Origin of the sequence: Luteimicrobium sp. DT211, assembly GCF_049844995.1 — a bacterium.
Lineage (GTDB): Bacteria > Actinomycetota > Actinomycetes > Actinomycetales > Cellulomonadaceae > Luteimicrobium.
The window spans coordinates 238,586-264,932 of the sequence record NZ_JBNCMC010000002.1 but is presented as its reverse complement, the minus strand read 5'-3'; the positions used below and the strand labels follow the sequence as shown (position 1 = coordinate 264,932).

Sequence of the window (26,347 nt, the reverse complement as noted above, 5' to 3'; positions counted from 1 at the left end):
CGTGTCGGGACTTCGCCGTCAGGTGTGCCGGGACAGGATGGCGACGAACGTGATGTAAGCGACGGCAGCCGTGGCCACGAACCAGAAGTACGGATCGCCGCTTCGCCCGGATGCCAGCTCGCCGATGAAGGCGCCGAGGTTTCCCACGGTGAGCACGATGCCCGTGCCGGCCCAGGCAAGCGCACCGATGCGGGCGAAGCGCTCGTCGGGGGCCTTCGCGGCGAGGCCCTGATAGGTCTCGCTCCGGCGTCCCAGCAGGACCAAGACAAGACTGCTGACCGCCAGGATCCCGAACGCCATCAGGCCGAGGGCGAGGTGGCCGCCGACGCTCGCGGCCACGAGGCAGCCGACTCCGACGGCGAGAAAGAAACCAGGGACGGACCGTGTGGCCGTGTTGCTACTCACCCGCACGACTCCCTTCGACATGAAACATCTCCTCAACGCTGACCTCGAAGAACTTCGCGATGGACAGGGCGAGCGGCAGGGACGGTGTGTATCGCTCGGTCTCGATGGCGTTGACCGTCTGCCGTGAGACCCCGAGGGCTGTGCCGAGCTGGCCCTGGGACAGCCCTCGCGACGACCGCAGCTCTCTGACCCTGTTCCGCACGTGTCAAGCCTGCTTGTCACCCAAAATGTCTGTCAAGCATGCTTGACAGCGAGGGTCGGTTCAGGGGCGGCGTCCACGCCCTCGTGGCCGCCGGCGTGGGCGGGCGCTGAATCGTCGGCGAGCCAGGGTCGGACAGTCCGACGAGCAGCCCGGCTCCGCCGTCTCCCGAGCGGCTGCGCACAGGGGGCACCTGGGTCGTGGTGACGCGCCTACCTCATCGACCTCACATCTCGAAGGGGCTCGGGTCTCCGGCGCCCACGCGCACGACCTCGGGCACGCCCGTCGACAGGTCGACGACGGTCGTGGGCTCGGTGCCGCAGTCGCCGCCGTCCACCACGGCGTCGACCTCGTGGTCGAGCTCGTCCTTGATGGTCCACCCGTCGGTCGGCGGCTCGTCCTGCCCGGGCAGCAGCAGCGTCGACGACACGATCGGCTCGCCGAGCGCGCGCACGATCGCGAGAGCGACGGGGTTGTCGGGGATCCTCACGCCGACGGTCCGCTTCTTGGGGTGGGCCAGGCGTCGTGGGACCTCGCCCGTGGCCTTGAGGATGAACGTGTACGGGCCGGGAGTCGCGGCCCGGATCGATCGGAACGCGGCGTTGTCCACGATCACGAACTGCCCGAGCTGGGCGAAGTCCGCGCACACGAGCGTGAAGTCGTGCCGCGCATCGAGGTGGCGCAGCCGTCTGATCCGGTCGGGGCCGGTCCTGCTGCCGAGCCGGCACCCGAACGCGTAGCAGGAGTCGGTCGGGTACACGACGAGGTCGTCCTCGCGAACGAGCTGCGCGACCTGCTCGATCGAGCGTGGCTGCGGGTTGACGGGGTGGACGTCGAAGTAGCGCGCCATGGTTCCGAGACTAGGACGCCACGGCGTGCCAGGCGGGGAGGCCGGGGACGGCGGCGGGGAATAGTCGCCGTACGTCTCCGGTTGACGCGGTCGATACATGCAAACGCATGAACCAGACGAGCGAGGCAGCGGGAGCGCAGCATGCAGTACGGCATCTTCACGGTCAGCGACGTCACGACCGACCCGACCACCGGGCGCACCCCCGACGACACCGAGCGCGTGCGCAACATCCTCACCATCGCCAAGCACGCCGACGAGGCCGGGCTGGACGTCTTCGCTACCGGCGAGCACCACAACCCGCCGTTCGTCGCGTCCTCCCCCACGACCATGCTCGGCTACCTCGCGGGCGTCACGAAGAACATCACGCTCTCGACCGCCACGACGCTCATCACGACCAACGACCCGGTGCGCCTCGCCGAGGAGTACGCGATGCTCCAGGTGATCTCCGACGGGCGCATGGACCTCATGCTGGGCCGCGGGAACACCGGCCCCGTCTACCCGTGGTTCGGGCAGGACATCCGCCAGGGCGTCAACCTCGCGATCGAGAACTACGCGCTCCTGCGGCGGCTCTGGACCGAGGACGTCGTCGACTGGCAGGGCAAGTTCCGCACCCCGCTGCAGGGCTTCACGTCCACCCCGCGCCCGCTCGACGGCGTCCCCCCGTTCGTCTGGCACGGCTCGATCCGCTCCCCCGAGATCGCCGAGCAGGCCGCCTACTACGGCGACGGGTTCCTGCACAACAACATCTTCTGGCCCATGGAGCACACCAAGCAGATGGTGGCCTTCTACCGCCAGCGGTTCGAGCACTACGGCCACGGCCGCGCCGACCAGGCGATCGTCGGGCTCGGCGGGCAGGTGTTCGTCCGCAAGGACTCCCAGAAGGCCTGGGACGAGTTCCGGCCCTACTTCGACAACGCGCCCGTCTACGGGCACGGCCCCTCGATGGAGGACTTCACGCGCGAGACGCCGCTCACCGTCGGCAGCCCGCAGCAGGTCATCGACCGTTACGCGGCGTTCCGCGAGGACGTCGGCGACTACCAGCGCCAGCTCTTCCTCGTCGACCACGCCGGCCTGCCGCTCAAGACGGTCCTCGAGCAGATCGACATCCTCGCCGAGGACATCGTCCCCGTGCTGCGCGCCGAGGCCGACAAGCACCGCCCCGAGGGCGTGCCGTCGAACCCGCCGTCGCACACCGACCTCGTGGCCAAGGCGCAGGCCGCCGGCGAGGCCACCGGCCTCCACGTCGTCGGCGAGGACCGCTGGACCGGTCGCCGCGCCGAGGACGCCACCCAGGACACCGCCGAGACGGTGACCCGATGACCACCGGTGGGACACTTGATCCGGTCAACCGAGACGCTGCGGTCAACCGCAAGGCTGTGGCCCCCCTCACCCGAAGGAGCATCGTGAACCACCTCGAGCCCGCGAGCACGGCCGAGCCGCGTCGCATCGTCCTCGTCTCCGCCGGCCTGAGCCAGCCGTCGTCGACCCGGCTGCTGGGCGACCGCCTCGCCGAGGCGACCGTCGGGGCGCTCGCCGAGCAGGGCGTGCGCGCGACCGTGGAGACCGTCGAGCTGCGCGACCACGCGCACGCGATCATGGACGCGATGCTCACGGGGTTCGCCTCCGGCGACCTCGCGCACGCTATCGAGCAGGTCACGGACGCCGACGCGCTCGTCCTGGTCACGCCGCTCTTCACGACCACCTACTCGGGCCTGTTCAAGTCGTTCGTCGACATCCTCGACAAGGACTCGCTCGTCGGGATGCCGGTCCTCCTCGGAGCCACGGGCGGCACGCCGCGGCACTCGCTCGCGCTCGAGTACGGGCTCCGCCCGCTCTTCACCTACCTCCGCGCCGACGTCGCCACGACGACCGTTTTCGCCGCGACCGACGACTGGGCCGAGGCCGGCGGGAGCGCGGGCACGCTGCCGGAGCGCGTGCGCCGGGCCGGCAGCGAGCTGGCCCGCACCGTCGCGTCCCGCGACGCTCGCGCGGCGTCGTCGTCCGACGACTCCGCGCCGTTCGCCGGGACCCCCTCGTTCGAGGACATGCTGGGCGGTCTCGCCGGCTGACACGCCCGGACCCTCGCGCCGGAGCCCCGGACGACGGAGACTGGAGGCCGGGCCGGGCCGCTGCACCCCTGCACGCGGCCGGCCGCCCCCAGCCCCTGGAGGATCCGCCGCGTGAGCACGTCCACCGTCACGACCGCGCCCGACGCCGCCCCGTCGCGCACCGCACCCGTCGCCCCGAGCCCCGGCCCGGGCGGATCGGCCGACCGGTCCGCCCGGGGCGACAGGGCACGTCCCGTGCTCCTCACCGTCGACGACGACCCCGGCGTCTCCCGGGCCGTCGCCCGGGACCTGCGCCGCCGGTACGGCGAGACGTACCGCATCGTGCGCGCCGAGTCCGGCGAGCAGGCGCTCGACGCACTGCGCGAGGTCAAGCTGCGCGGGGAGACCGTCGCGGTCCTCGTCGCGGACCACCGCATGCCCGGGATGAGCGGCATCGAGTTCCTCGAGCAAGCGATGGACCTGTTCCCGGCGGCCCGCCGCATCCTGCTCACCGCCTACGCCGACACCGACGCCGCCATCCAGGCGGTGAACGTCGTCGACCTCGACCACTACCTCCTCAAGCCCTGGGACCCGCCGGAGGAGAAGCTCTACCCGGTGCTGGACGCGCAGCTCGAGGCGTGGTCGCTGCGGGCGCCGCAGCCCGTCGCCGAGACGAAGGTCGTCGGCCACCGCTGGCACGCCCGCTCGTCCGAGGTCCGCGAGCTCCTCGCCCGCAACGCCGTCCCCTACCGCTGGTACGCAGTCGACTCGCCAGAGGGCGACCGGCTGCTCACGGCCGCCGCCGGACGCCTCGGGACCGCGTTCGCCGACCCGCCCCCGCTGCCCGTCGTCGTCACGCCCGACGGCGGCGTCCTCGTCGCGCCCGACGACTCGGCGCTCGCGGAGCGCGTGGGGCTCGTGACGCGGCCGTCGTCGGACTTCTACGACCTCGTCGTGGTGGGCGGCGGCCCCGCGGGCCTCTCGGCGGCGCTGTACGGCGCGTCGGAGGGGCTGCGGACGGCGCTCGTCGAGCGGACCGCCACGGGCGGCCAGGCCGGCCAGTCCTCGCGGATCGAGAACTACCTCGGCTTCCCCGACGGGGTCTCCGGCAGCCAGCTCACCGAGCGTGCCCGGCGGCAGGCGCTGAAGTTCGGGGCCGAGCTCGTCACCACCCGCGAGGTCGTGGGGCTCGACGTCGACGGCTCCGCGCACACCGTGCGCCTCACGGGCGGGCAGAGCCTCGACGCGCAGACCGTCATCCTCGCGAGCGGTGTCTCCTACCGGATGCTCGCCGGGCCCGGGCTGGCCGACCTCGTGGGCCGCGGCGTGTACTACGGCTCCGTGCTCACCGAGGCGCCCTCGTGCGCGGGCGAGACGGTGCTCGTCGTCGGCGGCGCCAACTCGGCCGGCCAGGCGGCGGTGTTCCTGGCCCGCGACGCCGCCCGCGTGACGCTCGTCGTCCGCGGGACGGCCCTCGAGCAGGGCATGTCCAGCTACCTCGTCGAGCAGGTGCGCGCGCACCCGCGGATCGACGTCCGCCTCGGCACCGAGGTCGCGGAGGCGACCGGCGACGACCACCTCGAGGGCGTCGTACTGAGCGAGGTCGCCACCGGCGCGCGGACGCCCGTCGAGACGGGGTGGCTGTTCGTCTTCATCGGCGCGGAGCCACGCACCGACTGGCTCGACGGCGTCCTCGTGCGGGACGCCCACGGCTTCGTCGTCGCGGGCCCGGACCTCCTGCAGGACGGCGCCGCCCCGGCCGGGTGGACCCTCGACCGCCCGCCCTACCACCTCGAGACGAGCGTGCCCGGCGTGTTCGCCGCCGGCGACGTGCGTTCCGAGTCGGCCAAGCGCGTCGCGTCCGCCGTCGGCGAGGGCGCCATGGCCGTGATGCTCGTCCACCGCTACCTCGACCAGCGCTGACCACGGAGGCGACATGACCGACCAGCAGACCCGCGGCGGCCCCAGGACGCGCGGCGCCGGACCGTGCGTCGTCGGGCCGGACCTCCCGTGCGACATCGACGAGCTGCGCACGCTGTTCCTGTTCGAGAAGCTCGACGACCACCAGCTCTCGTGGCTGTGCGGGCACGGCGCCGTGCAGCAGGTCGGGCCGGGCATGCTCCTGACGGAGGGCGACCCCGCGCGGTGCCTGTTCGTCCTCATCGAGGGCGAGGTCGCCGTCTACCGTCGGGTGGGCGACGACGACGTCGAGGTGAGCCGGACCGAGCAGCGCGGCGTGTACGCGGGCGCGTGGAACGCGTACCTGGGCGACCGCGTCCAGCAGACGTACCTGCACTCGCTCCGGGTGCTGCGGCCGTCGCGGTTCTACGTGCTGTCCGCGGACGACTTCCGCGAGCTCATGACGTCGTGGTTCCCCATGGCGGTCCACCTGCTCGAGGGCCTGTTCTTCGGGCAGAAGAACACCGAGCGCGCCGTCGGGCAGCGCGAGCGGCTCCTCGCGCTGGGGTCCCTGTCCGCCGGGCTCACGCACGAGCTCAACAACCCCGCCGCGGCGGCCTCGCGGGCCACCGCGACGCTGCGTGAGCGCGTCGCCGGGATGCGGCACAAGCTCTCGTTCATCGCCGCCGGGCCGTACGACCGTACGAGCATCGCCACCCTGATCCAGCTCCAGGAGGAGGCGGTCCAGCACCTGCACGACGCGGCGGCCGAGGGCACCGCGCCGGGCCCGCTCGAGGCGTCCGACCTCGAGGACGGGCTGGTCGACTGGTTCGACGGCCACGGGCTGCGGGCCGGCTGGGACCTCGCTCCCGCGTTCGTGCAGGCCGGCATCGACGGCCCCTGGCTCGACAAGGTCGCGGCCCTCGTGGCGCCGGACGCGCTCGACGGCGCCGTCCGCTGGATCGGGTACACGCTCGAGACCGAGCAGCTCATGGGCGAGATCGAGGACGCCACGACCCGGATCTCGACGCTCGTCGGCGCCGCGAAGCAGTACTCGCAGATCGGGCGCGCGCCCGAGGGGCCGGCGGACCTGCACGAGCTCCTCGACGCGACGCTCGTCATGCTCGACCACGCGCTCGGCAGCGGGATCGAGGTCGTCCGGCACTACGACCGGACGCTGCCCCCGGTCCCCGTCTACGCGGCCGAGCTCAACCAGGTGTGGACGAACATCATCGACAACGCGGCGCAGGCCATGGGCGGGCGGGACGGGACCGGCACGCTGACCGTCACGACCCGGCGTGCGCCCGACTCCCCCGACGACGCCGTGGAGATCGAGATCGGCGACACCGGTCCCGGGATCCCCGCCGACGCCGTCCCCCGGATCTTCGAGCCGTTCTTCACGACGAAGCCCGTCGGGTCCGGGACCGGCCTCGGCCTGGACATCGCGTGGCGGATCGTCGTGAACAAGCACCACGGCGACCTCCGGGTGACGTCCGAGCCCGGCGACACCCGGTTCGTCGTCCGCCTCCCCCTCGCAGCCGACCCGCAGGCCCCGCCGACCACGCCCTGACCGCGAGGTAGACGGGCGCCCGTCTACCTCGCGGAGTCAGAGGTCGCGCACCGGGGCGACGGCGGGGGTCACGACGTCGCGCACCCACGCGGCGAGCGACGTGGCCGGCGGACGCAGGATCACGGTGTCGACGCCGAGGGCGGCGAACCCGCGCATCTCCTCGACGAACCCGTCGACGTCCCCGTCGAGCAGCTTCTCGCCGCCGTGGAGCGTCGTCACGCGGATCTCCGCGGGGTCGCGACCGACGTCGTCGCAGTGCCGGTGCAGGACGCCCAGCAGGTGCTGCAGGCGCTCGGTGTCGGCGGCGAACAGGTTGCAGGCGTCGGCGTGCTTCGCGACGAGGCGCAGCGTGACCTTCTCGCCGGACCCGCCGATCATGATCTCGGGCTTGCTGAGCGGCTGCGGCGAGCACAGCGTCTCGCCCAGCTGGTAGTGCGCGCCGTCGAACGGGCCGTCGTTCGCGGGGTCGTACATCTGCCGCGCGATCAGCACGGCCTCCTCGAGCCGCTGGAAGCGCTCCTTGAGCGGCGGGAATGGCACGCCCAGCGCGGCGTGCTCCTCCCCGTACCAGGCGGCGCCGATGCCGAGGGTCGAGCGGCCGCCGGCCAGCACGTCGAGCGTCGCGACCGTCTTCGCGAGCAGCCCCGGGTACCGGTAGGTCACGCCCGTCACGAGCGCGCCGAGCTGCACCGTCTCGGTGCGGGCCGCGAGGAACCCCAGGGTCGTGTAGGCCTCGAGCATGGGGTCGGACGCCGGGAACCCGGCCCGCGTCATCTGGAACCAGTGGTCCATCACGGACAGCCAGCCGAGGCCGGCCTCCTCCGCGGCGTCCGCCGTGTCGAGGAGCTCCTGACGCAGGGCGGGGGCCGGGACCGAGTCGAACCGCATGAGGTGTGCACCGAGTCGCATACCGGTGATGCTTCACCCTCGAGCGCGCTCGAAGTCAAGGCCCGCGTCGGAGAACGAGGCCCGCTCAGGCGTCGGCGGGCACCTTGATGCGCACGCCGGCGACCACGAACAGCAGGGCGACGAGCACCTGGACGATCCCCCACCAGGTCCCGTGGAAGCCGAACGCGACGACCGGGTTCCAGAGCACGGCGATCGCTGCGAGCGGGACGACCCACACGAACGCCTTGGCCTGGACCGCGAAGACGATCATGATCAGCGCGAGGATCGCGACGACGTACCGGATCACGGTGAACCCGCCCGACGACGTCGCGAAGGCCGTCCCGACCAGCGCCGCAATCCCGCCGAGGATCCCGGGCACCAGCGCGGAGCGGAGCGTGCCGTCGTCACCGTAGCGGTCGGAGGGCCGCCCGCCGGGGCGGTTCCCCGCCCCGGGGGTGGACGGGCGGCGGGGCGGGTTGGGACTCACGCCCCGAGCCTAGCGAGGCAGGCGACCCCCTCGGGCACGCTCCGACGCCGTACCGGTACGTCCGTACCACGTACCATGCCGGGATGCCCCGCCGTGACCCCACCGACGACCGTGCGCCGTCCGGGCGCAGGGCGCACGTCTACCTGCTCGTCACCGTCCTCGTCGTCGCCGCGAACCTGCGCGGCGCGATCACCGCCGTCGGGCCCGTGATCGACGACCTGGGCGCCGACACGGGCCTGTCGGCGGGCGCGCTCGGGCTGCTCGGTGCGGTCCCGCTGCTGACCTTCGCCGTCGTCTCGCCGCTCGTCCACGCGCTCGCCCGCCGCACGGGGACCGAGCCGGCCGTCGGGATCGCGCTGTTCGTGCTCGCCGCCGGGACGACGCTCCGGTCCGTGACCGCCGTGCCCGGGTCGCTGTGGGTCGGCACGGTGCTCCTGGCAGGAGCGATCGCCGTCGGGAACGTCCTGGTGCCCGCCCTGGTCAAGCGCGACTTCCCGGACCGGGTGCCGGTCGTCACCGGCGTCTACTCGGCCGTGATGAGCGGGTTCGCAGCCGTCGCGTCGGGCATCGCGGTGCCGCTCGCCGCGATCGGCGGCTGGCAGCTCGCGCTGGGCGCGTGGGCCGGGCTCGCCCTCCTCGGGGCACTCCTGTGGCTCCCCCGGACCCGCGCGCACACGCCCCCACCCGACGACGACCCCCAGCCGCTCGGCGTCGCCCCGTGGCGGAGCGCGACCGCCTGGCAGGTCGCGCTCTTCATGGGTCTCCAGTCCAGCGGCTACTACCTGCTCGTCACGTGGCTCCCCGAGATCGAGCACGACCGGTCCGGCACGTCCCACGCGTCCGCCGGCTGGCTCCTCTTCGCGATGCAGATCGTCGGCATCGTGGCGGGCCTCGCGGTCGGGCCCGTGCTGCACCGGCTCCGCGACCAGCGCCTCGCCGCCGCCGGCGTGTCGGGGCTCATGGTGCTCGCCGCGGTCGGCCTGATCGTCGCCCCGGGTGCGCACGTCCTCTGGGTGCTCCTGGCGGGCGCGAGCTCGGGCGCGTCGCTCGTCGTCGCACTCTCGCTGTTCGCGGCCCGGACCCGCACCGCGCGCGACGCCGGGCGGCTGTCGGGCATGGCGCAGGGCGTCGGGTACCTCGTGGCCGCCGGCGGTCCGACGGTCGCCGGGCTGCTCCACGACGCGACCGGCGCGTGGGCCGCGACGCTGGGGCTCGTGGCGTGCGTCGCGGCGGCGCAGGCCGTGGTGGGGCTCCTCGCGGGCCGGAACCGCTACGTGGGAGAGCCGCTCCCGGCCCCGTAGCGCCCCGCTCCTCGATCCTGTCGACGACCGCGGCCCGCTCGCCGCCGACGACGTCGCCGCCACCCGCGCGACCCGCTGTGGACCGGACCGGTCACGCGGGCGCCGGCGCGGCCGCCTCCAGCTCGTCGACGGTGCCCGACATGATCGTCCGCACGTGTGCCGTGACGTGCTCGGCGGGCCAGTCCCACCACGCGAGCGCGAGGAGGCGGGCGACGTCGTCGTCGTCGAACCGCCGGCGTACGAGCCGCGCCGGGTTGCCGGCGACGATCCCGTAGTCGGGAACGTCGCGCGCGACGACCGAGCCGGCACCCACGACGGCGCCGTGCCCGATGCGCACGCCTGGCAGCACGGTGGCACCGTTGCCGAGCCAGACGTCGTTGCCCACGACGGTGTCGCCCCGGCTCGGCAGCCCCGTCAGGAGGTCGAGGTGCTCGGCCCAGGAGCCGCCCATCGTCGGGAACGGGAACGTCGACGGGCCGTCCATCCGGTGGTTGGCCCCGTTCATCAGGAACCGCACCCCCGTGCCCAGCGCGCAGAACTTTCCGATCACGAGCCGCTCGGGCCCGTAGTGGTAGAGGACGTTGCGCGACTCGAACGCCGTCGGGTCGTCCGGGTCGTCGTAGTACGAGTACTCGCCCACCTCGATCAACGGAGACGTCACGAGGGGCTTCAGCAGGACCACCCGCGGCTGCTCGGGCATCGGGTGGAGGACGGTCGGGTCGGCGGGCTCGAGCGCGGGCATGGCGGACGACTCCTTGTCGGTCGTGGTCGGGCTGGGGTTCAGGGCGCCGTGGAGTCCGCCAGCAACACCGACATCCGCGCGCGCGTCGGAGACTCGTCCGCCGCGAGATAGACGACGACGTGGACGCCCGGCAGGTCGGCGGGCACCAGCTCGTGCTGCTCGAACACGAGCTCCCCCGCGACCGGGTGCGTGAACCGGCGCTCACGGGACGCGAACCGCTCGACGCGGTGGTCGGCCCACGCGCGCGCGAACTCCTCGCTCTCGCTGCGCAGCCGCCCGACGAGCGCCACGTGCTCGGGCAGCGCGAGGCGCGGGCCGGCCTGCGCCCGGTACTCGGCGAGGAAGCGCCGGCTCGTGGTCTCCCAGTCGGGCAGCAGGGTGCGGTCGTCGGGGTCGGTGAAGATGACGAGCAGCAGGTTGCGGTCCTGGGGCGCGACCGTCGCCACGTTCGGGTAGAGCACCTCGTAGGCGCGGTTCCAGCCCACGATCGCCCAGTCCGACGCGAGCGCGAACGCCGGCGACGGCGCCTGCGCGTCGAGGAACCGCTGCAGGTGGGCCGGGATGTCCTGGGGGGCGGCGAGCGCGGCGACGGGGGCGGGCGCGTACCCCGCGAGCGAGAGGACGTACTCGTGCTCGGCGGCGGACAGCCGCAGGGTGACGGCGAGCGCGTCGAGGACCTGCCGTGACGGGTTGATGTCGCGGCCCTGCTCGAGCCACGTGTACCAGGTGATGCTCACGCCGGCCCGCGCAGCCACCTCCTCGCGCCGGAGCCCGGTGGTGCGGCCGCGCGCGACGGGAGGCAGGTCGAGCTCGGCCCGGTCGAGCTGCTCGCGGCGGGCGCGCAGGAACGCGCCCAGCTCCTTGCGCCGCTCGGTGTCACCGCTCACACCGACGACCCTAGCCCGACGCTAGTACTCCCACTACTAGCACCGGCGCCGTCTTCCGGTGGCCTCCCCCGTGTGAGGGAATGTGCCCATGCCCTCGCTCCGTTCCCGCACCGTCACTCATGGCCGCAACATGGCGGGCGCCCGCGCACTGATGCGCGCGTCCGGCGTCGCCTCCGGCGACATCGGCAAGCCGATCGTCGCCGTCGCCAACTCGTTCACCGAGTTCGTCCCGGGCCACACCCACCTCCAGCCCGTCGGGCGCATCGTCTCGGAGGCCATCCAGGCCGCCGGCGCCATCGCCCGCGAGTTCAACACGATCGCCGTCGACGACGGCATCGCCATGGGCCACGGCGGCATGCTGTACTCGCTGCCGAGCCGCGACCTCATCGCGGACTCGGTCGAGTACATGGTCAACGCCCACTGCGCCGACGCCCTCGTCTGCATCTCGAACTGCGACAAGATCACGCCCGGCATGCTCATGGCCGCGCTGCGCCTGAACATCCCCACGGTCTTCGTCTCCGGTGGGCCCATGGAGGCAGGCCGCGCGACGCTGGTCAACGGCACGGTGCGGAAGCTCGACCTCGTCAACGCCATCTCCGACGCGGTGGACGACACGATCTCCGACGCCGACATGCTGCGCATCGAGGAGAACGCCTGCCCGACCTGCGGGTCCTGCTCGGGCATGTTCACCGCGAACTCGATGAACTGCCTCACCGAGGCCATCGGCCTGTCGCTGCCCGGCAACGGCTCCGTCCTCGCGACCCACACCGCGCGTCGCGCGCTCTACGAGGACGCCGGCCGCACCGTCGTGGACATCACGCGCCGCTACTACGAGGACGACGACGCGTCGGTCCTGCCGCGCTCGATCGCCACCCCCGCCGCGTTCGGGAACGCGATGGCGCTCGACATCGCGATGGGCGGCTCGACGAACACGATCCTGCACCTGCTCGCCGCCGCGCAGGAGGCCGACGTCGACTTCGGGCTCGCCGACATGGACGCCCTCTCGCGCCGGGTGCCGTGCCTCGCGAAGGTCGCGCCGAACGTCGCCCCGGGCGGCACGTACTACATGGAGGACGTCCACCGTGCCGGCGGCATCCCCGCGCTCCTCGGCGAGCTGTACCGGGGCGGGCTGCTCGACGAGGACGTCCACAGCGTGCACGCCCCGTCGATCAAGCAGTGGCTCGACGACTGGGACCTGCGCAGCGGTGCGACGACCGAGGCGGCCCTCGACCTGTGGCACGCGGCCCCGGGCGGGCAGCGGTCCTCGACGGCGTTCTCGCAGTCGGAGCGGTGGGAGACCCTCGACACCGACGCGGCGAACGGCTGCATCCGCGACGTCGCGCACGCCTACTCGAAGGACGGCGGCCTCGCGGTGCTGCGCGGCAACATCGCCGTCGACGGCGCCGTCGTGAAGACGGCGGGCGTCGACGAGTCGATCTGGACGTTCGAGGGGCCGGCGGTCGTCTGCGAGTCCCAGGACGAGGCCGTCGAGAAGATCCTCGCCAAGCAGGTCAAGGCCGGCGACGTCGTCGTCATCCGCTACGAGGGCCCCAAGGGCGGCCCCGGCATGCAGGAGATGCTCTACCCGACGTCCTTCCTCAAGGGCCGGGGCCTCGGGAAGGTGTGCGCGCTCGTCACGGACGGGCGCTTCTCCGGCGGCACGTCGGGCCTGTCGATCGGGCACGTCTCCCCCGAGGCGGCGTCGGGCGGCACCATCGCGCTCGTCGAGGACGGCGACCTCATCCGCATCGACATCCCCACCCGGTCGCTCGAGCTCCTCGTGCCTGACGACGTCCTGGCGGCCCGGCGCGAGGCCCTCGGCGGGCGGTACGCGCCCAAGGACCGGGTGCGCCAGGTGTCGGCGGCGCTGCGTGCGTACGCAGCGTTGGCGACGTCGGCGGACAAGGGCGCCGTGCGCGACCTGACCGTCCTCGAGCGCGTGGCGGCCGGCGAGGCCTGACCGCACCACCCTGACCGCACCACCCTGGCCGCACCGCGTGGACCCACCGTCCGCACGGGTGCGGCCAGGGTGCGGCCCAGGGTGTCCCCTGGGGCGACGGCCCGGCGGCCCACGGGACGGTGGGAGGCATGAGACGACACCTCCTCGCCCTGATGGCACTGGCGCTCCCCGCGGCCCTCGCCGCCGTCGCGCCCACCGCGTCCGCGCACGCCGCCGACCACGGGCCCCGGCCCCCCACGACGACGTGCGCGCCCGTGCGTCCGACCGCCCCGGCAGGCACGTACGTGGACTCCGTGACCGTCGCCGCCCACGCGGGCGGCACGATCTCCTTCCCGACGGCATACCCGCCCGTCGGCCCGATCTCCGACGTGCCCGCCTGGTGCGACGTGACGGTCACCGTGAGCCACCTCGGGGCGAACGACCACGTGAAGATCAAGGTCTCGCTGCCGCAGGACCGCTCGCTCTGGTCCGGACGCTTCCAGGCCGCGGGCGGCAGCGCCTACCTCGCGGGCGACCTGACCGACCCGGCGCCCGCCCTCGTCCAGGCCGTCAAGGCCGGGTATGCGGCCGGGGCCACGGACGCCGGCGTGGGCCAGAGCTCGACCGACGTGAGCGGCTGGGCGCTGACGCCGCGCGGCACCGTGAACACGGCGCTGCTGACGAACTTCTCGTCGCGCTCGCTGCACGACCTCGCGGTCGTCGGGAAGGACGTGGCGAAGAAGTTCTACGGACGCTCCGTCACCTACGCCTACTGGAACGGCTGCTCGACGGGCGGCCGCCAGGGCTACGCCGAGGCGCAGGACCACCCGACGGACTTCCAGGGCATCCTCGCGAACGCCCCCGCGATCAGCTGGGACCGGTTCGCGATCGCCACCCTCTGGTCGCAGGCGGTCTTCCACGAGGAGCACGTCCAGCCGACCACGTGCGAGCTCGACGCCTTCACCGCCGCCGCCGTCACGGCGTGCGACGACCTCGACGGACGCCACGACGGCGTGATCGACGACCCGCAGAAGTGCGACTGGGACGCCCGGCGCCTCGTCGGGACGACGGTCTGGTGCGACGGCCAGGAGATCACCATCTCCGCCGCGACGGCCGACGCGGTCCGCAAGATCTGGGCCGGCCCGACCGCGCCGTCGGGCAAGCAGCTGTGGTACGGGCCGAACAAGGGCGCGAGCCTCGACTTCCTGGCCGCGTACGGGGCGCCCTTCGTGGTCGCCTCGCAGTGGGCCCAGTACTTCGTGACCCGCGACCCGTCGTTCGACCCCACCCGGCTCACCTACGCGGAGTTCTACCGGCTCTACGCCTCCTCGCAGCGCCGGTTCCACGACGTCATCGGGACGGACGACCCCGACCTGCGAGCCTTCGCGAGGTCCGGCGGCAAGCTGATCACCTGGCACGGGCAGGCCGACCAGCTCGTCCCGACGCTCGGCACCGTCAACTACAAGCAGCGCGTCGACCGGCTGCTCGGCGCCCGGGACGTCGACTCGTTCTACCGCGTGTTCCTCCTGCCCGGCGTGGACCACTGCGCCGACGGGACCGACCCGACCAACGCCCTCGACTCGCTCGTGACCTGGGTCGAGAAGGGCCGTGCGCCCGCCACGCTCACCGCCACCACGACGTTGCCCGACGGCGGGCAGGTCACCCGGCAGGTCCGGCCGTACGCGTCGACGCGCCGTTGACACGTCGCTCGCTCGACGGCGGCGGCCCGGGACGACCCCGGGGCGCCGCCGTCGTCGTCCCTCGACGGACCCGCCGCGCCGACCTAGCCTCGAACCATGTGCCGGAACATCACGACCCTGCGCGGGCTGGAGCCGCCCGCGACGCCCGAGGAGGTCGAGGCCGCCGCGCGCCAGTACGTGCGCAAGGTGACCGGCGTCCAGAAGCTGACCGACGCGACGCGGGACGCGTTCGAGGCCGCCGTGGCGGCGGTAGCGGCCGCCACCGAGCGGGTGCTCGACGAGCTGCCCGAGCGTCGCACTCCCCCGCCGACGCTGCCGCCGTTGCGGCGCGCGGAGGTGCAGGAGCGGATCGCGCGCCGCATGGCCGAGCGCGAGGAGCACGAGCGCCTGCACGAGCTGGGGCTCGCGCACGAGCACGACGACGACGGCTCGGTCGTCCGGACCTGACGCGCCGGGCTCGGGTCGCGGGTGAGGTCTGCGTCCCGGGGTGCAACCCCACGCCGCCCGGGGGGACCATGAGGGTCACACGTTGGTGGAGGCGTCCTCGTGCCCACACCGGAACTTTCCCGGAGACGGCTTGCCTCGCCCCTGACACCCGGGGGCGTCGCCGCAAGGCTCAAGCTCTCGCCGCCCGCGACGGCCGAGACGCTGATGGCCCGCACGCGCCTCCTCGACCTGCTCGACGACGACGTGGCAGTGCCGATCACCGCCGTGACCGCGCCGGCGGGCTCCGGCAAGACGTCCCTGCTCGCCACCTGGGTGGCGCGGACGCGGCTGCCCGTCGCGTGGCTCTCGGTCGACGAGTCCGACCGGGACCTCGTGCAGCTGTGGGCCGGCGTCCTGACTGCGCTCGAGACGCTCGCGGCCGGGTGCGGCGACCGGGCCTCGAAGGTGCTCGCCCGCCCCCGAGGCCGTGAAGCAGCGGTGCCGACGCTGCTCGAGGACCTCGCCGCGGTCGACCGCCCGACGGCCGTGCTGGTCCTCGACGACGTCGGCTTCGTCGACCGTGTCCCCGAGTGCGTGCGTTCGCTGTCCCTCTTCCTCCAAGGGCTGCCGCCGTGGCTGCACGTCGTCGCGACCTCCCGGCGTTCGCTGCCGCTGCCCGTCGGGAGGCTGCGCGCCCGCGGCCAGCTGCGTGAGGTCCGGTACTCGGAGCTGCGGTTCTCCGAGTCCGAAGCCGTCGAGCTCATGCACCGGCTCGCGCCCGAGCTGAACGACGACACCGTCGAGCACGCCGCGGTGAGAGCGGGCGGCTGGGCCGCGAGCCTCCGGCTCACGGCGCTCGCGGCGCGCACCGACCGGGCGCAGCCCGGGCTGGCCACGCCCGACGCCGGCGGGAGGCTCCTCGTCGCGGACTACCTCTGGAACGAGATCCTCGCCAACGAGCCGGCCGAGCTGGTCGACACGCTGCGCGCGGTGAGCGTCGTGGAGCGCGCCGACGCCGGGCTCGCGGCCGTCCTCACCGGCCGTTCCGAGGCTGCCCACGACCTCGCCACGGCGGAGGCCCGGGGCCTCTTCGTCAGCAGGGTGGCCGGAACCGGCTGGTTCGAGGTCCACGCGCTCGTCCGCGAAGCCCTGCTCGCCGACCTGACAGAGCGCTCGCCGGACCGCGCGAACGAGCTCCGCGCCCGGGCCGCCCGGTGGCTCGAGGACCACGACGAGGTGCCGCTGGCGCTCGAGCAGTGGCTGGCGGCCGGCCTCGCGCGGGAGGCGCTCCGGCTTCTCGCGTCCGGCACCGCGGGTCTCTACGACCGCGGTCGCGACGCCGTCATCGCCCGCACGCTCGACGCGATCCCCGTCGCCGTCGCGACCCAGGACCTGGCCGCGATGGCCGAGTACGCCTGGTGCCACCTCCTGGTCGACCGGCACCGCTTCCTCGCGCTCGTGGACGAGCTGGTCCGGTGGTCGGCCCGGGTCGCCGTCGAGGTCGGTCCGCCCACGGTCGCGCTGGCGCGGGTGGAGCTCCTCGCGTGCATCGCCAGCACGATCCGAGGGGACTGGGAGGTCGGGAGGCTCGAGGCGCGCGTCGCCCTCGCCCGGTTCGGCCCGCAGTGGTGGCTCGACCCCCTGGGCCGGTTCGGCTGGAACTTGGTCGGTCGCGGGATCGCCCTCTCCGAGCGCTGGGACGACGGTGACGACGAGGTCGTCGAGGTGACGAGCGCGGTGAGCCTCGACCCCGACCGACGGATCGCGTTCGAGGGCACGCGGGCCCTCGGCGAGGCCCTGGCGGGCGAGCCTCTCGCGGCCCTCGAGATCGCGTCGTCGGTCCACCCGGACGTCCGGGCAGCCGGGATGGGGATCCTGCGGGCGGAGCTGGCGCTCGCGGAGGCCGTCGCGCACCGCGAGCTCGGCGATCGGGCGGCCGCGGTCGCCGCTCTGGTGGAGATCGCGCTCGACCGCGGTGAGGCGACCCCCTACATCCAGGTGCTCGCCCTGCTCGAGCTCACGGGCGCGTACCTCGACGCCGACGACGTCGAGCGGTCCCGGCGTGCGTTCGCGGAGGCGGAGGACCTGGTACGCACCGAGTGCCCGCGAGCCGGCGCACGAGGCATGCTCGGACGCGCCGGCACGGCGCTCGCCCTGGCCGACCGAGACCTCGACGAGGCCGACCGGTGGGTCGCCGAGGCCCAGGACCCGTACGGGGCAGGGGTCGGCGCGGCCCGGGTCCTGCTCGCCCGCGGCGAGGGCGCCGACGCGCGGGCGCTGCTGGAGCCGCTGGTCCCGCGCTCCGTGCGCCAGCGGGTCGTGCGCGAGCTCCTTCTCGCCCGAGCCTCGACCGGCAGCGAGGACGCGGCGAAGCACGCCATCGACGCCGTCGAGCTCGCGAGCTCCCACAGCCTGGTCCAGACCGTCGCCTCGGAGGGCACGGACGCCGTCCGCCTCGTCGAGCTCGCGGCCTGGCGCTCCCCTGTGCTCTGGCTCGACCGCGTCCGCCGGGCCGCCACGCCCGACCTCGATCCGACCGCACCCACGTCCGTCGAGCTGGTCGAGGCGCTGACGGACCGGGAGCGCGACGTGCTGCGCCTGCTGCCGACCCGCCTGACCATGCACGAGATCGCGCACGAGCTCCGCATCTCCGCCAACACCCTGAAGTTCCACCTGCGCGGCATCTACCGCAAGCTCGACTGCGGCTCGCGCGCCGAGGCCGCGGCCGTCGGGCTCGCGCTCGCCCGAGCGCGGCACGGTCGCAGCCTGAACCGTCGCTGAGCGGCCCCGGGGAACGGCGCCCGCATCCACCCCGTTCGGGGTGGGGCGGCCCCGCCCGTGCGGCGTCGACCATGAGATCGACCGAAGCGACCAGCGCTCGGGCGACGACGCCGGCGGGCGGCGAGCACGCCGGCAGGAGGAGCGGACATGGACACGAGCGAAGCAGGCCCGATCGACGTCGTCGTCCTGAAGTTCCCGGGCAACAGGTTCAAGGGTGAGATCGGTCCCGCCCTCCGCGACCTCGTGGTCCGTGACCTCGTGCGGATCGTCGACCTCATCTTCGTCTACAAGGACGCCGACGGTTCCGTCGGCGTGGTCGAGCTGGCGGGCCTCGGACCCGACCTCGAGCCCAGCTTCGTCGGGATCTCCGGCCAGCTCGAGGGGGGAATGCTCGACGCGGAGGATGCCGAGGAGATCGCTCCGACGCTCGAGCCGGGGACCTCGGCGGCCGTGCTCGCCGTCGAGAACCGCTGGCTCATCCCCTTCATCGCGGCGGTCCGGCGCGCCGACGGGGAGCTCGTCGACCAGGCGCGCGTGCCGTCCGAGGTCGTCGCGGAGTTCCGCGACGCCGCCGGCCCCGCAGCGCTCGGGAGCCTCTGATGGGCCTCCTCGGCGGCATGGCCCGCACCGCCGTCGTCGCGGGCACCGCGACCGCCGTCTCCAACCGGGTCTCCCGACGCCAGGCCCGTCGGTGGGACACGCAGGAGCAGGCCGCGCCCCCGCAGCCCGAGGCGCCCGTCGCACCGCCGGCGCCCGCCGCGCAGGACCCGACGACCGCCCAGCTCGAGCGGCTCGCGAGCCTCCACGCCAGCGGCGTCCTCTCCGACGAGGAGTTCGCGGCCGCGAAGGCCCGCCTGCTCGGTCTGTGACCCGTGGAGACGCCATGAAGCGCCAGGCCAGTCGTCAGGAGCGAACGCGGCTCGCCGTCGGCGCGCTCGCAGTCCTCCTCGCCGGGCTCACGTTCGCCGGCTGCAGCAGCGACACCCAGGACCACGACCTGTGCGGGCGGTACGACGACCTCGTCGCCTCGGTGGACGGGCTCCAGCAGCTGGACCCCCAGACCGCGGGCATCGACCAGCTGCGCCAGCGCGCCGACGACGTCCAGGGAAAGCTCGACGAGCTCCAGGCGACGTCCGAAGGCCAGCTCAACACCGCGATCTCGACCCTGCGGACCGCGGTCGCGGACCTCCGGCAGTCCGTGGTGGACGCGGGTGCGAGCGCGCTCACGACCGCCAGGCCGCTCATCGAGGACGCCGTGACCACCGTCAAGCAGGCCTACGCCAACGTGCAGGCCGTCGCGGACGTGCAGTGCAGCACACCGACGACCTGACGAGGCCCGCAGGGGGCGTCGTCGGCCGCAGGTCCAGGCGCTCGGCCCCCCGCCCGAGACAGCCCGGCGGCGCCATGAGAACGCCGCCGACAGCGAAGGGGAGATCATGGACGTGAAGTTCATTCTCGAGGCCGTCGTGGTCCTCGGCGCCATCGTGATGGGCACCCGGGCCGGCGGCGTCGGGGTCGGCCTCTGGGGCGGCCTCGGCGTCGGCGTCCTCGTGTTCGTGTTCCGCGAGGCCCCCGGCGAACCGCCGACGGCAGCGCTGCTCATCATCCTCTCGGTCGTGACGGCCGCGTCGATGATGCAGGCGTCCGGGGGGATCGACTGGATGGTCAAGGTCGCGGCCCGGGTGATCGAGAAGCATCCGCGGCAGATCACCGTGATCGCGCCGCTCACGGCCTTCGCGTTCTCCATCGGTGCCGGGACGGGCAACATCATCTACCCGCTGCTGCCGGTCATCTACGACGTCTCCTACCGCAACCACATCAGGCCCTCGCGCCCCCTGACCGTCACGGTCGTGCAGTCCGGCATGGCGCTCGCGGCGTCCCCCGTGTCCGCGGCGATGGCGGCGATGCTGACCCTCACCGAGGTCCCGCCGTACAACCTCGGGCTGACCCAGATCCTGTCGATCACTCTGCCCGCCTGCGTCATCGGCATCGTCGTGACCGCCGTCGTCGTCAACCACCTGGGCAAGGACCTCGACGACGACGCGGACGTCCAGGCGCAGATCGCGGCAGGCACCCTCGCTCCCCCACCGCCGAGGACCGAGCTCGCGAGCCGCGCCACGACGCGCCACGCGGCCGGCACGGGTGACGAAGCCCCCACGGGCGACGACGCCCCCACGGCCGCGACCGCCACGGGCGAGACCTCGACACCCGCGTCGGCGCAGCTCACCGCCACCAAGGAGGGGCGCAACTCGGCGCTCGCGTTCTTCGCCGGCGTCCTGCTCATCGTCGTCCTCGGACTGTTCCCCGGCCTGCGGCCCAGCTTCGACCTCGGTGAGGGCTCGGTCCCGATCGACATGACCACGACCATCATCATCGTGATGTTCGCCGTCGGCGTCGCGATCCTGCTCGTCGGCCGCCCGGACGTCTCGAAGGTCCCTGAGATGTCCGTCTTCAAGGCCGGCATGATCTCGGCGATCGCCCTCTTCGGCATCGCCTGGCTCACCGCCACGTTCATCCAGGCCCACGAGGAGCTCATCGTCGACACCGTCGGTGGCTGGGTCACGGACTGGAAGTTCATCTTCGCGCTCGCCGTCTTCCTGGTCGCCGCTCTCACGACGAGCCAGTCGACGGCCACCCGGACCATCGTGCCGATCGGTCTCGCGGCCGGCCTCGCGCCCGGTCTCGTCACCGGCATGTGGGCCGGCGCCCTCAGCGGCGTCTACACGCTCCCGGCCAACGGAACGCAGATCGCCGCAGCGAACTTCGACCTGTCGGGGACGACGAAGCTGGGCACCAAGCTGCTCGACCACAGCTTCTTCGTGCCGATGCTCATCATGGCCGTCGTGACGGTCGTCGTGGGCGCCGTCATCGGCGTCGTCTTCTACTGACGCGCCGCCGCACCATGCCACGAGAGGTGGATCCACCCATGCGAACCGACGAGATCGTCCGCGCGACCGAGGCGCTCATGCCGGACCTGGTCGACCAGCTCCGGCACCTGGTCTCGATCCCGTCCGTTGCGTTCCCCGGCTATCCCCCAGAGCCCGTGGAGCGGATGGGAAGCGAGACCCTCGAGGCCGTGCGCGCCGCGGGGTTCGAGGACGCCGCCCTCATGCCCGTCCCGTCCGGCTTCCCGCCGATCTACGGCACCATCCCCGGGCCCGAGGGGTCGCCCGTCGTCCTGCTCTATGCCCACTACGACGTGCAGCCCGCGCCCGAGGAGCAGGGCTGGACGTCGGACCCGTGGGCGGCGACCGTCAAGGAGGACGGCAGGATCTACGGGCGCGGCGCCGCCGACGACAAGGGAGGTCTCGTCACCCACCTCGGCACGGTGCGCGTGTTCGACGGGAAGCCTCCGTGCACCGTCAAGCTCGTCCTCGAGGGCATGGAGGAGACCGAGAGCAACCTCGAGGCGTTCGTCGAGGCGCATCCCGAGCTGTTCGCCTGCGACGTGTTCGTGATCGGCGACATGGGCAACCTCCGCGTCGGCGAGCCGGTCCTCACGAGCGCCCTGCGCGGGGACGTCGCTTGCGTCGTCACGGTCCGGACCCTCGAGCATCCCCTCCATTCCGGTGTCTTCGGGGGGCCGGCACCCGATGCGATGATCGCGCTCGCGCACCTGCTCGCGACGCTCCACGACGCCGACGGCAACGTGGCGGTGGAGGGAGTCTCGCGAGGCGAGTGGACGGGCGAGGACCTCGGCGAGGACGACTTCCGGTCCGCCGCCGACGTCCTCGACGGTGTCGCGCTGGCCGGGACGGGCCTGATCGGGACCCGCTTGTGGGCCGAGCCGTCCGTCTCCGCGATCGGGGTCGACATGACGAGCGTCGCCGGCTCGTCGAACGTCCTCGTCCCGGAGGCCCGCGCAAAGATCTCCATGCGGATCGTGCCCGGGTCGGACCCCCGCGCCGAGCTCGACGCACTCGTGTCCCACCTCGAGTCCCACGCTCCCTGGGGAGCACACGTCGAGGTGCAGCGCACCAAGAAGGCTCCGGGGTTCCGGTGCCGGACCGACGGTCCGGGGTACGCGGCCGCGCGCGAGGCGCTGGCGGAAGCGTTCGGCCGACCCGTGGGCGAGGCCGGCTGCGGCGGTTCCATCCCTCTCCTGCAGACCCTCGCCACGGCGGTGCCCGCCGCCGAGTTCGTCCTCTGGGGGCCCGAGGACGTCGCGGCATCCCGGATCCACGCGTCCGACGAGAGCGTCGACCCGACCGAGATCGAGAAGCTCGTGGTCGCGCAGGCGCTCCTGCTCGAGAAGCTCGCCGCCCGAGCGCCGGACCAGGTCGTCACGCCGTGAACGAACCCACGCCGGCCACCGCGCCGGGCGACACCGGCCGGATGACGGTCCGGGGCGCGGCGTTCCTCGGCATCGGCTCGATGGTCGGCGCGGGCATCTTCGCTCTCCTCGGCCAGGCGGGAGCGGTGGCGGGCTCCGCCGTCTGGATCTCGTTCCTGGTCGCCGGCGGAATCGCTGGCCTGCAGGGCTACGCGATCGCCAAGCTCGGCGCGACGTACCCGTCGTCCGGTGGCATCGTCACGTTCCTGCTGCGCGGCTTCGGGCGTGGTCACGTCACCGCCGTCACGTCCTGGCTCCTGTACTTCGCGTCCCTCATCGTCTCGGCCATGGTCGCGACGTCGTTCGGGAGCTACGGCGCGTCCCTGTTCGCGGGCGGCGGCGAGCCCGACGCGCTCGTGGCCAAGCTGCTCTCGGTAGGGCTGATCGTCCTCGTCGCCGTGGTCAACATCGCCGGCGCCACGTTCATCGACCGGATCCAGTCCTGGATCGTGGTCGCGCTCCTCGCCGTCTTCGCCGTCTTCGTCGTCGTGACGCTGAGCCAGCTGGACCCGGGCCTCCTGGCGCCGTCGACCTACCCGTCGGTCGGCGATCTCGTCAGCAGCGTCGCCCTGACGTTCTTCGCCTTCCTCGGGTTCGCGGTGATCAGCTTCACGGGCGGCGACCTCCCGAACCCCCGGAGGAACCTGCCTCGTGCGACCTACATCGCTCTCGGCGCGACGACGCTCCTGTACGTCCTCGTCTCATGGGGGGTCTTCGGGACGCTGACCGTCGACCAGGTCGTGGCTCATGGCGACACCGCCCTGGCGGAGGCGGCCCGACCGGTGCTCGGCGACGCCGGGTTCGCGATGATGGCCGTCGCCGCCATGCTGGCGACGTCGTCCTCGGTGAACGCGAACATCTACGCCGCCGTGGGTTCGACCACCAAGCTGGCGGAGTCCGGGACGTTTCCGCCGGTCTTCGGCTCGCGGGCCCTCGTGGGCGGCACCCGCGGCCTCACCATCTCGGCGGGGGTGGTCATCGTGCTCGCGACGTTTGTCGACCTCACGGCCATCGCGTCGCTGGGCAGCGCGGTGGCGCTCGGCATCTTCCTGGTCACGTCGGTCGCGGCGATGCGCTTGCGCCGCGAGACTGGTTCCAGCGCCACCGTGATCGTCGCCGCTATCGTGGCGACGGCCGTCGTCCTGGTCGTCTTCGCAGCCGACACGCTGCGCAACGCACCCGCGACCTTCGTCGCGATGCTCGGCGTGCTGCTCCTGGCGATCGTGCTCGACCTCGCGTGGACGAGGATCAGGAGGCGTCGGGACCGTGACACCCAGGGCTAGGGCCAGTCAGCCGAGCGGGCACGCGTCGTCCGGCATGGTGCTGCTGACCCTGGCGGCCGGCCAGTTCCTCATGACCCTCGACAGCTCGGTCATGAACGTCTCGATCGCGCAGGTCGCCGAGGACGTCGGCACGACGGTCACCGGCGTCCAGACCGCGATCACGCTCTACACGCTCGTCATGGCCACGCTCATGATCACCGGCGGGAAGATCGGCAGCATGATCGGCCGACGCCGTGCGTTCATGATCGGCTGCGTCATCTACTCGTGCGGATCGCTGACCACCGCCCTGGCGCCGAACCTCACGGTGCTCATCATCGGCTGGTCCTTCCTGGAAGGGGTGGGCGCGGCCCTGATCATGCCGGCGATCGTCGCCCTCGTCGCCGCGAACTTCCCGGCGGCCCGGCGGCCCCGGGCCTACGGCCTCGTCGCGGCCGCCGGGGCGATCGCCGTCGCGGCCGGTCCCCTGGTCGGCGGCGCGATGACCACCTACCTGACGTGGCGGCTCGTCTTCGTCGGCGAGGTGGTGCTCGTGCTGGTGATCCTCGTCCTGGCCCGCCGGATCCGGGACACGGCGGCCCAGGGCGCCCCGCGTCTCGACGTCGTCGGCGCGGTGCTGTCGGCCGTGGGTCTGGGGCTCGCCGTCTTCGGCGTCCTGCGCGCGGGCGAGTGGGGCTGGGTGCTGCCACGAGCCGGCGCCCCGGCGGTCGCCGGGCTCTCGCTGACGATCTGGTTCGTCCTCGCCGGGCTCGTGGTGGTCCGCCTGTTCCTCCGGTGGGAGGACCATGTCCTCACGGCGGGGCGCGAGCCCCTGGTCCGCACGACGCTGCTCCACAACCCGCAGCTGGTGGGCGGCCTCACCATGTTCCTCTTCCAGTTCCTCGTCCAGGCGGGCGTCTTCTTCACCGTGCCCCTCTACCTGTCGGTCGCCCTCGGGCTGAGCGCGGTCGACACCGGGATCCGGCTCCTCCCGCTCTCGGTCACGCTGCTGATCGCCGCCGTCGGCGTCCCCCGGCTGTGGCCGAAGGCGTCGCCGCGCCGGGTCGTGACGAGCGGCCTCACCCTGCTCCTCCTCGGGATCGTGTCGCTCGTCGCGGCCCTCGAGGTGAGCGCGGACGCGCAGATCGTGACTGTCCCGCTCCTGCTCGCCGGGCTCGGGGTGGGCGCGCTGGCGTCCCAGCTCGGCGCCGTCACCGTCTCGGCCGTGCCCGACGAGCAGAGCTCCGAGGTCGGCGGCCTGCAGAACACGGCGTCGAACCTCGGGGCGTCGCTCGGCACCGCGCTCGCCGGGTCGATCCTCATCGCCGCCCTGACGACGTCGTTCCTCACGGGGATCAAGGACAACCCCGACGTGCCGCCGTCGGTGTCGTCGTCGGCCCAGGTCGAGCTGGAGCGCGGCATCCCCTTCCTCTCGGACGCCGCGCTCCAGCAGTCGCTCGACGACGCCGGCGCACCGGCCCCGGTCGCCGCGGCGGTCGTCGACGAGAACGCCGAGGCGCGGATCGCCGCGCTCCGCCTCAGCCTCGCGGTGCTCGCCCTGGTCACGGCCGGCGCGCTGTTCTTCACGCGCCTGCTCCCTACGCGTCCCGTCGGGGCACCCGCGACGCCCCGCGGCGCCGGCTCGCCCTCCAGCCGCTGAGCCCGTCCGGGCACCCGGCACGACACCGCCCCGTCGGGGGTGGGGCACCGCCACCCGCGTCGCTGCCAGCATGGCCGGGAGGGGAGGCAGAGCATGACCGGACGATCGGGAAGCGCCGACGATCCGGAGAACGTCAGCGCGGTGCTCGCGGCGCTCCGGCCGGACCATCCGGTGACGTTGCGGTTCACCGTCGCCGGCCATCAGCAGCGCCGGGCGTTCGCCGCCCTGGGGCCGAATCTCCACGGCGTCGGCGTTCGGCAGGTCGCCTTCTTCGACACGCCCGACCTGGCCCTCCGGCGGTCCGGGGTCGTGGCTGCGGCCCGCCGCACCCAGCACGGCGAGGCCGAGGTCTCGATCCGGGTACGGGCCACCGCACCGGGCTCGGGCCTGCCGGGCGCAGCGTGGTCCACCTCGGTCGAGGTCGACGTCGACGGGGTGACGGCCGCCCTGACGTGCGTGTGCTCCGCCGACGCCGGCGCCGCGGACGAGAAGGTCAGGGCGCTGCTCTCGGGCCGGCTGCACCTCGGCGACCTCCTCGACGACGTCCAGCTCCGGGTGTGGGAGCGCTGGGTGCCGCACGCCGTCGGCCCGCGGGACCTGCAGGTTCTCGGCCCGGTGCACATGCTGACGAGGCGATACTTCCCCGGCTGGTACCGCAGGACGCTCACGGCGGAGACGTGGTTCGTCCCCGGCGACCCGCCCCTCCTCGACCTGGTGGTGCAAGCCACCCCGGCGACCGCGTGCCGCCTCGCGGAGACGACGACCCGGGCGCTGGCGGCCCGCGGGGTCGCGCTTCACACGCTGGCGGAGTCGGCTCCGCGCTCCGTCTTCGCGGCACTGGCCGCGGCGCGGACGGGCGAGGTATCGGCGCGTCCGTCCTGAGCGGGCGGGAGTTGGTTCCCGGGGAGGATCTGACCTAGGGTGGCGACCGCAATGACACCGTTGTCAACCCCGCCTCCGGGCGGAAGGAGTG

24 protein-coding genes are annotated in these 26,347 nt (G+C 73.2%); 17 read left to right on the top strand and 7 right to left on the bottom strand.

The features are described 5' to 3' along the window. Window positions 1–18: 18 nt before the first annotated feature. The 3 genes from ACLQ14_RS05320 to ACLQ14_RS05310 all read right to left on the bottom strand — a co-directional run bounded on the left by ACLQ14_RS05320 (window position 19) and on the right by ACLQ14_RS05310 (window position 1,454). Window positions 19–426, bottom strand: coding sequence for a hypothetical protein (locus tag ACLQ14_RS05320; RefSeq protein WP_425810646.1), 408 nt, complete (start codon window positions 424–426; stop codon window positions 19–21). Beyond that, window positions 398–607, bottom strand: a complete 210-nt coding sequence (locus ACLQ14_RS05315) for a helix-turn-helix transcriptional regulator (protein WP_425810644.1) — start codon at window positions 605–607, stop codon at window positions 398–400. The genes ACLQ14_RS05320 and ACLQ14_RS05315 overlap by 29 nt, the downstream gene beginning before the upstream one ends. 223 nt (window positions 608–830) lie before the next feature. After that, a complete protein-coding gene (locus ACLQ14_RS05310; RefSeq protein WP_425810642.1) occupies window positions 831–1,454 on the bottom strand; it encodes an L-threonylcarbamoyladenylate synthase in 624 nt (207 codons plus the stop codon). A 141-nt stretch (window positions 1,455–1,595) separates the two neighbouring features. Here ACLQ14_RS05310 and ACLQ14_RS05305 point away from each other — a divergent pair, with 141 nt between their 5' ends. From ACLQ14_RS05305 to ACLQ14_RS05290, 4 genes are all read left to right on the top strand, one after another. Beyond that, window positions 1,596–2,774 carry an LLM class flavin-dependent oxidoreductase gene (locus tag ACLQ14_RS05305; RefSeq protein ID WP_425810640.1) on the top strand — a complete coding sequence of 393 codons (1,179 nt, stop codon included), beginning with the start codon at window positions 1,596–1,598 and terminating at the stop codon, window positions 2,772–2,774. An 83-nt stretch (window positions 2,775–2,857) separates the two neighbouring features. Further along, window positions 2,858–3,523 carry an FMN reductase gene (locus tag ACLQ14_RS05300; RefSeq protein WP_425810638.1) on the top strand — a complete coding sequence of 222 codons (666 nt, stop codon included), beginning with the start codon at window positions 2,858–2,860 and terminating at the stop codon, window positions 3,521–3,523. 111 nt (window positions 3,524–3,634) lie between these two features. Then, window positions 3,635–5,425: an FAD-dependent oxidoreductase gene (locus ACLQ14_RS05295; protein ID WP_425810636.1), complete on the top strand. Its 1,791-nt coding sequence runs from the start codon at window positions 3,635–3,637 to the stop codon at window positions 5,423–5,425. Between the two features lie 13 nt (window positions 5,426–5,438). Further along, window positions 5,439–6,971: an ATP-binding protein gene (locus tag ACLQ14_RS05290; protein ID WP_425810634.1), complete on the top strand. Its 1,533-nt coding sequence runs from the start codon at window positions 5,439–5,441 to the stop codon at window positions 6,969–6,971. Between the two features lie 36 nt (window positions 6,972–7,007). Here ACLQ14_RS05290 and ACLQ14_RS05285 read toward each other — a convergent pair whose 3' ends face one another. Next, entirely contained in the window at window positions 7,008–7,880 is an 873-nt protein-coding gene (locus ACLQ14_RS05285; RefSeq protein WP_425810631.1) for an LLM class F420-dependent oxidoreductase, read from the bottom strand. 64 nt (window positions 7,881–7,944) lie between these two features. Beyond that, window positions 7,945–8,346, bottom strand: coding sequence for a DUF6804 family protein (locus ACLQ14_RS05280; RefSeq protein WP_425810629.1), 402 nt, complete (start codon window positions 8,344–8,346; stop codon window positions 7,945–7,947). An 83-nt stretch (window positions 8,347–8,429) separates the two neighbouring features. Here ACLQ14_RS05280 and ACLQ14_RS05275 point away from each other — a divergent pair, with 83 nt between their 5' ends. Then, window positions 8,430–9,647 carry an MFS transporter gene (locus ACLQ14_RS05275; protein WP_425810627.1) on the top strand — a complete coding sequence of 406 codons (1,218 nt, stop codon included), beginning with the start codon at window positions 8,430–8,432 and terminating at the stop codon, window positions 9,645–9,647. 91 nt (window positions 9,648–9,738) lie between these two features. Here the strand turns inward: ACLQ14_RS05275 and ACLQ14_RS05270 are convergent, their stop codons facing one another. Both ACLQ14_RS05270 and ACLQ14_RS05265 read right to left on the bottom strand, forming a co-directional pair. Further along, window positions 9,739–10,389 (bottom strand): CatB-related O-acetyltransferase, encoded by a 651-nt coding sequence (locus ACLQ14_RS05270; RefSeq protein ID WP_425810625.1) that lies wholly within the window; start codon window positions 10,387–10,389, stop codon window positions 9,739–9,741. A 38-nt stretch (window positions 10,390–10,427) separates the two neighbouring features. After that, the gene (locus ACLQ14_RS05265; RefSeq protein ID WP_425810622.1) at window positions 10,428–11,276 is read right to left on the bottom strand and encodes a helix-turn-helix transcriptional regulator; all 849 of its coding nucleotides are present in this window, start codon (window positions 11,274–11,276) and stop codon (window positions 10,428–10,430) included. Between the two features lie 88 nt (window positions 11,277–11,364). Here ACLQ14_RS05265 and ilvD point away from each other — a divergent pair, with 88 nt between their 5' ends. The 12 genes from ilvD to ACLQ14_RS05205 all read left to right on the top strand — a co-directional run bounded on the left by ilvD (window position 11,365) and on the right by ACLQ14_RS05205 (window position 26,256). Beyond that, on the top strand, window positions 11,365–13,236 hold the full coding sequence (ilvD, locus tag ACLQ14_RS05260) for a dihydroxy-acid dehydratase (protein ID WP_425810620.1): 1,872 nt from the start codon (window positions 11,365–11,367) through the stop codon (window positions 13,234–13,236). A 128-nt stretch (window positions 13,237–13,364) separates the two neighbouring features. Then, window positions 13,365–14,915 (top strand): tannase/feruloyl esterase family alpha/beta hydrolase, encoded by a 1,551-nt coding sequence (locus tag ACLQ14_RS05255; protein WP_425810618.1) that lies wholly within the window; start codon window positions 13,365–13,367, stop codon window positions 14,913–14,915. Window positions 14,916–15,011: 96 nt separating this feature from the next. Further along, complete coding sequence (locus ACLQ14_RS05250) at window positions 15,012–15,362, top strand: DUF2277 domain-containing protein (RefSeq protein ID WP_425810616.1); 351 nt, start codon at window positions 15,012–15,014, stop codon at window positions 15,360–15,362. A gap of 204 nt (window positions 15,363–15,566) precedes the next feature. Then, entirely contained in the window at window positions 15,567–18,122 is a 2,556-nt protein-coding gene (locus ACLQ14_RS05245) for a LuxR C-terminal-related transcriptional regulator (protein ID WP_425810614.1), read from the top strand. A 147-nt stretch (window positions 18,123–18,269) separates the two neighbouring features. Next, the gene (locus tag ACLQ14_RS05240) at window positions 18,270–18,722 is read left to right on the top strand and encodes a DUF6325 family protein (protein ID WP_425810612.1); all 453 of its coding nucleotides are present in this window, start codon (window positions 18,270–18,272) and stop codon (window positions 18,720–18,722) included. Next, window positions 18,722–18,991, top strand: coding sequence for an SHOCT domain-containing protein (locus ACLQ14_RS05235; RefSeq protein ID WP_425810610.1), 270 nt, complete (start codon window positions 18,722–18,724; stop codon window positions 18,989–18,991). The genes ACLQ14_RS05240 and ACLQ14_RS05235 overlap by 1 nt, the downstream gene beginning before the upstream one ends. 14 nt (window positions 18,992–19,005) lie before the next feature. Further along, window positions 19,006–19,452: a hypothetical protein gene (locus tag ACLQ14_RS05230; RefSeq protein WP_425810608.1), complete on the top strand. Its 447-nt coding sequence runs from the start codon at window positions 19,006–19,008 to the stop codon at window positions 19,450–19,452. A 106-nt stretch (window positions 19,453–19,558) separates the two neighbouring features. Next, a complete protein-coding gene (locus tag ACLQ14_RS05225; RefSeq protein WP_425810606.1) occupies window positions 19,559–21,010 on the top strand; it encodes an anaerobic C4-dicarboxylate transporter family protein in 1,452 nt (483 codons plus the stop codon). 38 nt (window positions 21,011–21,048) lie between these two features. Then, on the top strand, window positions 21,049–22,416 hold the full coding sequence (locus tag ACLQ14_RS05220) for a M20/M25/M40 family metallo-hydrolase (protein ID WP_425810604.1): 1,368 nt from the start codon (window positions 21,049–21,051) through the stop codon (window positions 22,414–22,416). Beyond that, on the top strand, window positions 22,413–23,738 hold the full coding sequence (locus tag ACLQ14_RS05215; protein ID WP_425810602.1) for an APC family permease: 1,326 nt from the start codon (window positions 22,413–22,415) through the stop codon (window positions 23,736–23,738). Before ACLQ14_RS05220 ends, ACLQ14_RS05215 begins: the two co-directional genes overlap by 4 nt. A gap of 34 nt (window positions 23,739–23,772) precedes the next feature. Then, a complete protein-coding gene (locus ACLQ14_RS05210; protein WP_425810600.1) occupies window positions 23,773–25,374 on the top strand; it encodes an MFS transporter in 1,602 nt (533 codons plus the stop codon). A 93-nt stretch (window positions 25,375–25,467) separates the two neighbouring features. After that, window positions 25,468–26,256: a hypothetical protein gene (locus ACLQ14_RS05205; RefSeq protein ID WP_425810598.1), complete on the top strand. Its 789-nt coding sequence runs from the start codon at window positions 25,468–25,470 to the stop codon at window positions 26,254–26,256. Window positions 26,257–26,347: the final 91 nt, after the last annotated feature.

Excerpts from the sequence above, each read along its gene's own strand:
- ACLQ14_RS05320 (WP_425810646.1), bottom strand. The coding sequence starts at position 426 with ATGTCGAAGGGAGTCGTGCGGGTGAGTAGCAACACGGCCACACGGTCC.
- ACLQ14_RS05310 (WP_425810642.1), bottom strand. The coding sequence starts at position 1,454 with ATGGCGCGCTACTTCGACGTCCACCCCGTCAACCCGCAGCCACGCTCG.
- ACLQ14_RS05305 (WP_425810640.1), top strand. The coding sequence starts at position 1,596 with ATGCAGTACGGCATCTTCACGGTCAGCGACGTCACGACCGACCCGACC.
- ACLQ14_RS05290 (WP_425810634.1), top strand. The coding sequence starts at position 5,439 with ATGACCGACCAGCAGACCCGCGGCGGCCCCAGGACGCGCGGCGCCGGA.
- ACLQ14_RS05285 (WP_425810631.1), bottom strand. The coding sequence starts at position 7,880 with ATGCGACTCGGTGCACACCTCATGCGGTTCGACTCGGTCCCGGCCCCC.
- ACLQ14_RS05275 (WP_425810627.1), top strand. The coding sequence starts at position 8,430 with ATGCCCCGCCGTGACCCCACCGACGACCGTGCGCCGTCCGGGCGCAGG.
- ACLQ14_RS05270 (WP_425810625.1), bottom strand. The coding sequence starts at position 10,389 with ATGCCCGCGCTCGAGCCCGCCGACCCGACCGTCCTCCACCCGATGCCC.
- ilvD (WP_425810620.1), top strand. The coding sequence starts at position 11,365 with ATGCCCTCGCTCCGTTCCCGCACCGTCACTCATGGCCGCAACATGGCG.
- ACLQ14_RS05255 (WP_425810618.1), top strand. The coding sequence starts at position 13,365 with ATGAGACGACACCTCCTCGCCCTGATGGCACTGGCGCTCCCCGCGGCC.
- ACLQ14_RS05250 (WP_425810616.1), top strand. The coding sequence starts at position 15,012 with ATGTGCCGGAACATCACGACCCTGCGCGGGCTGGAGCCGCCCGCGACG.
- ACLQ14_RS05245 (WP_425810614.1), top strand. The coding sequence starts at position 15,567 with ATGGCCCGCACGCGCCTCCTCGACCTGCTCGACGACGACGTGGCAGTG.
- ACLQ14_RS05240 (WP_425810612.1), top strand. The coding sequence starts at position 18,270 with ATGGACACGAGCGAAGCAGGCCCGATCGACGTCGTCGTCCTGAAGTTC.
- ACLQ14_RS05235 (WP_425810610.1), top strand. The coding sequence starts at position 18,722 with ATGGGCCTCCTCGGCGGCATGGCCCGCACCGCCGTCGTCGCGGGCACC.
- ACLQ14_RS05230 (WP_425810608.1), top strand. The coding sequence starts at position 19,006 with ATGAAGCGCCAGGCCAGTCGTCAGGAGCGAACGCGGCTCGCCGTCGGC.
- ACLQ14_RS05225 (WP_425810606.1), top strand. The coding sequence starts at position 19,559 with ATGGACGTGAAGTTCATTCTCGAGGCCGTCGTGGTCCTCGGCGCCATC.
- ACLQ14_RS05220 (WP_425810604.1), top strand. The coding sequence starts at position 21,049 with ATGCGAACCGACGAGATCGTCCGCGCGACCGAGGCGCTCATGCCGGAC.
- ACLQ14_RS05210 (WP_425810600.1), top strand. The coding sequence starts at position 23,773 with ATGGTGCTGCTGACCCTGGCGGCCGGCCAGTTCCTCATGACCCTCGAC.
- ACLQ14_RS05205 (WP_425810598.1), top strand. The coding sequence starts at position 25,468 with ATGACCGGACGATCGGGAAGCGCCGACGATCCGGAGAACGTCAGCGCG.